The sequence below is a fragment of the Micromonospora sp. NPDC051296 genome (assembly GCF_040682255.1).
GTDB classification, from domain to species: Bacteria; Actinomycetota; Actinomycetes; order Mycobacteriales; family Micromonosporaceae; genus Micromonospora; species Micromonospora craterilacus.
In genome coordinates this window covers 1-5,631 of record NZ_JBFBAO010000415.1, presented here as the reverse complement: position 1 = coordinate 5,631, position 5,631 = coordinate 1, and the positions used below count along the sequence as shown (strand labels likewise).

The following is a 5,631-nucleotide window of genomic DNA, read 5'->3' as shown; positions in this document are numbered from 1 at the left end:
AGCGCCAGGTACATGCCGAACGCGCCCGCGCCGATGAGCAGCAGGTTCGGTCGCAGCCCGGTCAGCACGGCGACGTACTCCCGGAGGAACCGGGCGGCGGCCGGCCAGTCGGCGCGACCCAGCCGCTCACCGGCGCGCTGCCGCGGGCCGGTGAGGGCGGCGACCGGTGTCTCCGCCACGCCCAGGCGCTGCGCGGCCTTGAGCAGTTCCTGGAGCTTGCCCTTGTCCGCGCCGCCGGAGCGCATCTGCTGCATCAGGAACGCCGACAGGGTGAGGTTCTGCACGTCGGCGCTGTTCAGCGAGCCGACCATCCGGGCCAGGTCGTCGGTGAAGCTGGCGCTGCCGTCCAGCCACGGCTGGGCCAGGTTCTTCGCCACGTCCGAGTGCGCCACGAAGCCGTCCACGCTCTTGCCGAACGAGATCGAGCTGAGCAGCCGGTCGAAGAAGACGCTGTCCCCACCGACGATGTCGATGTTCGCCTTCTCCAGGCCGGTGCTGACCAGCTTGGCCTGCGCCTCGGCGACCTGCCGCTGGGTGTCCAGCCCGGCCAGGCGGACCTCCTTCTCCAGCTCCAGGCGCAGCCGGTACTCCTCGTGCTCCCGGGTCGCGTCGTCCAGCGCGGCCATCGCGGCGGCCTTCTCGGTGAGGCCCTCGGCCTCGCCCTTCAGCTTCTCGCGCACCGCCTCGGCGGCGGCCAGCGCCTTGTCCCGCTCCACGGCAACCTCGGCCCGACCGACCTTCTCGATCGCCTCGGCGCTGCGCTCCTGGACCTGCACCTCGGCCAGGCCGGCCGCCGCCGATTCGGCCTGGATCCCCTCGGCCAGCCGGATCTTCGCCCGGGTGTCCAGCTCCGCGGCCTGCTGCCGGGCCTCGGCAAGCACCAGTTCCTCACGGGCCTTGAACTTCGCCGCCGCCTCGGCGGCCTCCGCCGCCTTGATGTCCTTGACCAGGTTCTCCTGGGCCTCGGCCTCAGCCTGGATGATCACCGCCTGGCGGGTCCGCTCGGCCTCCTCGACCACCCGCAGCCGCTTGATGTTCTCCTCCTGCTCGGCCACGGTCTTCTCCACCGCGATCCGCTCCCGGATCACCTCGGCGATGGCCCGCTTCTCCGCCTCGACCTCCTTGTCCTTGGCGATCGTGCTCAGCTCGGTCTCCCGATCCCGGCCAATGACCTCCAGCAGGCGGTCCTTCTCGATCCGCTCGGTCTCGATGGCGATGACCCGCTCGCGGTTCTTCTCCGCGACCGCGATCTCCCGGGCCCGGTTCTCGTGCTGGACGCCCAACTGCTCGTCGGTACGGATGTTCGCCGTCTCGGCCCGCAGCCGCTCCTCGGCGCGTACCCGGGTGATCTCGGCTTCCTCGCGGGCCCGCACGGTCTCGATCTCGCGGCGCTGCTTGGCCTCGGCATCCGCCTGCCGCCGCTCCAACTCCAGGATCGCTTCCTTGGCGTCGACGTTCTGGCGGGTGATCTCCTTCTCCTCGCTGCGCCGGAACTCGTTGGTCCGGACGTTCTCCTGCGTGGTCAGCTCAGTGATCTTCCGGATGCCCTGGGCGTCGAGGATGTTCGCCGGGTCGAGCTGCGCCATCGGCGTCTGCTCCAGGAAGTCGATCGCCGCGTCCTCCAGGCTGTACCCGTTGAGGTCGGTGCCGATGACCCGGATGATCTGGTCCCGGAACTCGTCGCGCTTGGTGTAGAGGTCGACGAAGTCGAGCTGCTTACCGACCGTCTTCAACGCCTCGGAGAACTTCGCGTTGAACAGCTCCTGCAAGGTCTCCCGGTCGCTGGCCCGCGCGGTGCCGATCGCCTGGGCCACCTTGATGACGTCCTCGATGGTCTTGTTGACCCGGACGAAGAAGGTGATCCGGATGTCGGCCCGGATGTTGTCCCGGCAGATCAGACCCTCGTTGCCGGTCCGTTCGATGTCGATCGTCTTTACCGAGATGTCCATGATCTCGGCCTTGTGCAGCACGGGCAGCACGACCGCGCCGGTGAAGGTCACGTCGACCCGGCGGATCTTGGAGACGATCAGCGCCTTGCCCTGCTCGACCTTGCGGAACAACCGGCTGACCATGAACACCACGCCGAGCGCGATGAGCAGGACGACGGCGAGGAGTACACCGATTCCGGTGGTGATGACATCCATGGCTGGGCGCGCGGTCGGTCGCGGCCGGCGAACGAGCCGGCGGGGTGCCGCGCATCCTCCTTTCGAGGTGTCTCTGGGGCAGCGTGGGGCGGGCCGGCGATGGGGGGTGATCCGGCTGCCCGTCGGTGTCGGGGTGAACCGCGCGCGGCGGGTTCACCAGGGGCGGTCACTCGGGGGCATGTCTCAGGGGGTCGAAGGCGGGCCCAGCGGGCATCACCCAGAAGAACTCGCCCTCGGTGTCGTAGTCGTAGATCAGGGCGGAACTGCCGGCCGGCATCTTCTCGTCGCCCGGCTGCCGGATCTGCACCACCGCCGACGAGCCGTCGGTCGCGGTCACCTCGGCCTGACCGAAGTCGGCGGTGACCGTTCCGGTGCGCACGACGCACAGCCGGCCGACGAAGGCGTGCCGGGTGGCGTCCGTCTCGGTCGGGAAGAGCCGACCCAACGGCACCGCGACCAGCCGGGTCACCAGCCACGCGCAGGCCGCGGCGGCCAGCAGGACACCCACCGAGACGGCGATCCGGGTGCCCGCGCCGAGGCCGAGGCCGTCGAGCAACACGGTGCCGGCCAGGCTGACAAACCAGGCCACCGCGACGAGCAGGGAGAAGATGATGGCACTGGGCACACCACCGAGCCCGAGACCGGCGAGGAAGGTACCCGGTACGCCGTCGACGTCCAGGTCGTCGCCGAGATCCAGCACCCCGGTCAACACCAACAGCCAGTAGCCGACGACGACCACCAGCAGGAAGCTGAACAGCACGGTGGGAAAACTGAGCGCCGCGCCGAGAAATCCGGTCACCGCGTCCTCCTCCCCGTACCCGGTGGCTCTAACCGGCCGCCGGCACGATGATCGTGACACGGGGTGTCAACGCCCACCCGGGCCGATCGGCCGATCCCCATTGGCCTGACCGGCCGGGATCAGCCGACATCGGCCGCGATCAGCGGGACGGTCGCCTCACGCGGCGTTCCGGGCAGGCTCGTCCCGGGCGATCAGTCGGGTACGGCGATGCGGCCGTCGACCGCTGCGGCGGCGATGTCCGAGCGGTGGTGCGAGCCGGCCAGCGTGATGCCGCGTACCAACTGGTAGGCCGCACCCCGGGCGGCCGCCAGGTCGGAGCCGGTGGCGGTGGCGCAGAGGACCCGGCCACCGGCGGAGAGCAAGGCGCCGTCGGCGGCCCGGCGGGCGGTGCCGGAGTGGATGACGCCCGGGCGGTCCGCGCCGGTGATCACGTCACCGGTACGCGGCTGCGCCGGGTAACCCTCGGCGGCGAGCACCACGGTCACCGCGGCGCCGGTGCGCCAGCGCAACGGCGGGTGTTCGGCCAGCGTGCCAGTGGCGGCGGCGTGCAGCAGCCCGGCCAGCGGCGTCTCCAGCAGGGCGAGCACCACCTGGGTCTCCGGGTCACCGAAGCGGGCGTTGAACTCGATCACCCGGGGGCCGTCGGCGGTGATCGCCAGCCCGACGTAGAGCAGGCCGGCGAACGGGGTGCCCCGGCGGCGCATCTCGGCCAGGGTCGGGTGCACCACATCGCGGATGACCTCGTCGACCAGGCCGGGCGGCGCCCAGGGCAGCGGCGCGTACGCGCCCATCCCGCCGGTGTTCGGACCGGCGTCACCGTCGCCGACGCGCTTGAAGTCCTGCGCCGGCAGCAACGGCACGGCCGCCTCGCCGTCGGTCACCACGAACAGCGAGACCTCGGGCCCGGCGAGGTACTCCTCGACGACCACCCGGCCACACTCGGCGGCGTGCCGCAGCGCGGCGTCCCGGTCCTCGGTCACCACCACGCCCTTGCCGGCGGCGAGCCCGTCGTTCTTCACCACGTACGGCGGGCCGAACTCGTCCAGGGCCGCAGCTGTGCCCGACTCGTTGGTGCAGGTGTACGCGCGAGCGGTGGGCACGGCGGCGGCGGTCATCACGTCCTTGGCGAACGTCTTGGAGCCTTCCAGCCGGGCCGCCTCGGCCGATGGCCCGAACACGGGGATGCCCTTGGCCCGTACCGCGTCGGCGACCCCGGCCACCAGCGGCGCCTCCGGCCCGATCACGACCAGATCCGCACCCACCTCGACCGCAAGCCCGGCCACCGCCGCCGGATCGGCCGGCGCAACGTCCCGCAGCTCAGCCACCTCGGCAATCCCCGGATTCCCGGGTGCCGCAACCAACTGCTCAAGAGACGGATCGTCAGCAAGCCGCAACGCGAGCGCGTGCTCCCGCCCCCCACCACCCACAAGAAGAACCCGCACAACCCGGCATCCTACCCAGCCCTGATACCTACCCCGTTGATCATGAAGTTAGCGGCCGGTTCGATCTCCCGGACGCCCGCCAACTTCATGATCAACGGGGTGGCACGCGGTGGTGGGGTGAGGTGGAAGGGGTTACCGGTGGGCGGTGAGGGCTTGGCGGACGGTGAAGGGGATGTAGTCGGGGCGGAGGGTGTCGGCCCAGGTGAAGCGGAGGACCGTCCAGCCGGCGTTGACCAGGCGGTTCTGCCGTTGCCGATCAGCGAAGAGTGCCTCCGGGGCGGCGTGCGGACCGCCGCCGTCCGCCTCGGCGATCAGCCGGGCCCGGCGCCAGCCGAGGTCACCGACGCCGAGCAGGTAACCGTCGTGGTCGCGTACCTCCAGTTGGAGCACATCCGGGGGCACGCCGCCATCGACACACCGCAGCCGGGCACGCGTCTCCAACGGCGACTGTGCCCGACCGTCCGCCTCGGTCAGGTAGCCCCGAGCAGCCACCGCTCCCCGACGCCCCCGGATCAGTGCGGGCACGGCGGCCAGGTCGTCAGGGGTGAGCAACTGCCGGTTGAGCGCCGAGTCCAGCACGGCGACCGCGGTGTACCGGGGCGCGCGGAGCAGGATGCCCGCGACCGTGCACATCGGATCGGTCACGGCGATTCCGGCGACCGACGTCACCGCGCCCGGCGGATGGCCGAGCTGATGGACCACTACCGCCGGATCGTGGACCCTGGCCGGCCTTGCGGCGGGGCCGGGTAGCGCGACGTGGATCTCCTCGGTGGGCGGCAGACCAGCGATCCGGTGCAGCTCGGCAGCAGTGCCCAGCACGGCATGGGCCTGCGGGCCGAGCGACAGCACGGCCGCCCGGATCCGGGCCCGCCGAGGCGGCACGTCGGCGGCGCGAGCGCTGGTCAGATAGACCGCCCGAGCCAGGGACCGCCACCGACCGATCGCCACCAGATGATCGATCTCATGCCGACCCAGCCCCGCCCCGAGCGCCTGAGCTCGGGTCACCACCCCGTCCTGCCTGGCCGCCAGCCCGCGAATCATCTCCACAAGCCCTCGACCATCGCCGCCCGCCCCACCCTTGCGCGACCCCTGTGGACAACCCTGTGGACAACGAGCCCAGGCCAGTCGATTGATCATGAAGTTGGCGGGCGGTTTGGAGAACTGCTGCGCCGGGGTGACCCGCCCACGGCAGGCCGACGACCAGGGCGACGATGAGCAGCGACAGCCACATGGGTGTTGACTGCAT

The 5,631-nt window shown here is 71.1% G+C and carries 4 protein-coding genes; all 4 read right to left on the bottom strand.

Annotated elements, in window-relative coordinates:
* A partial coding sequence (locus tag AB0M52_RS29560; protein WP_363960552.1) for a hypothetical protein occupies positions 1-2,144 on the bottom strand: 2,144 nt, incomplete at its 3' end.
* Between the two features lie 166 nt (positions 2,145-2,310).
* The gene (locus AB0M52_RS29555) at positions 2,311-2,943 is read right to left on the bottom strand and encodes a hypothetical protein (RefSeq protein ID WP_363960549.1); all 633 of its coding nucleotides are present in this window, start codon (positions 2,941-2,943) and stop codon (positions 2,311-2,313) included.
* Positions 2,944-3,134: 191 nt separating this feature from the next.
* Positions 3,135-4,385, bottom strand: a complete 1,251-nt coding sequence (gene purD / locus AB0M52_RS29550) for a phosphoribosylamine--glycine ligase (protein ID WP_363960546.1) — start codon at positions 4,383-4,385, stop codon at positions 3,135-3,137.
* Between the two features lie 132 nt (positions 4,386-4,517).
* Positions 4,518-5,390: a DUF559 domain-containing protein gene (locus AB0M52_RS29545; protein ID WP_363960543.1), complete on the bottom strand. Its 873-nt coding sequence runs from the start codon at positions 5,388-5,390 to the stop codon at positions 4,518-4,520.
* Between the last annotated feature and the right edge of the window lie 241 nt (positions 5,391-5,631).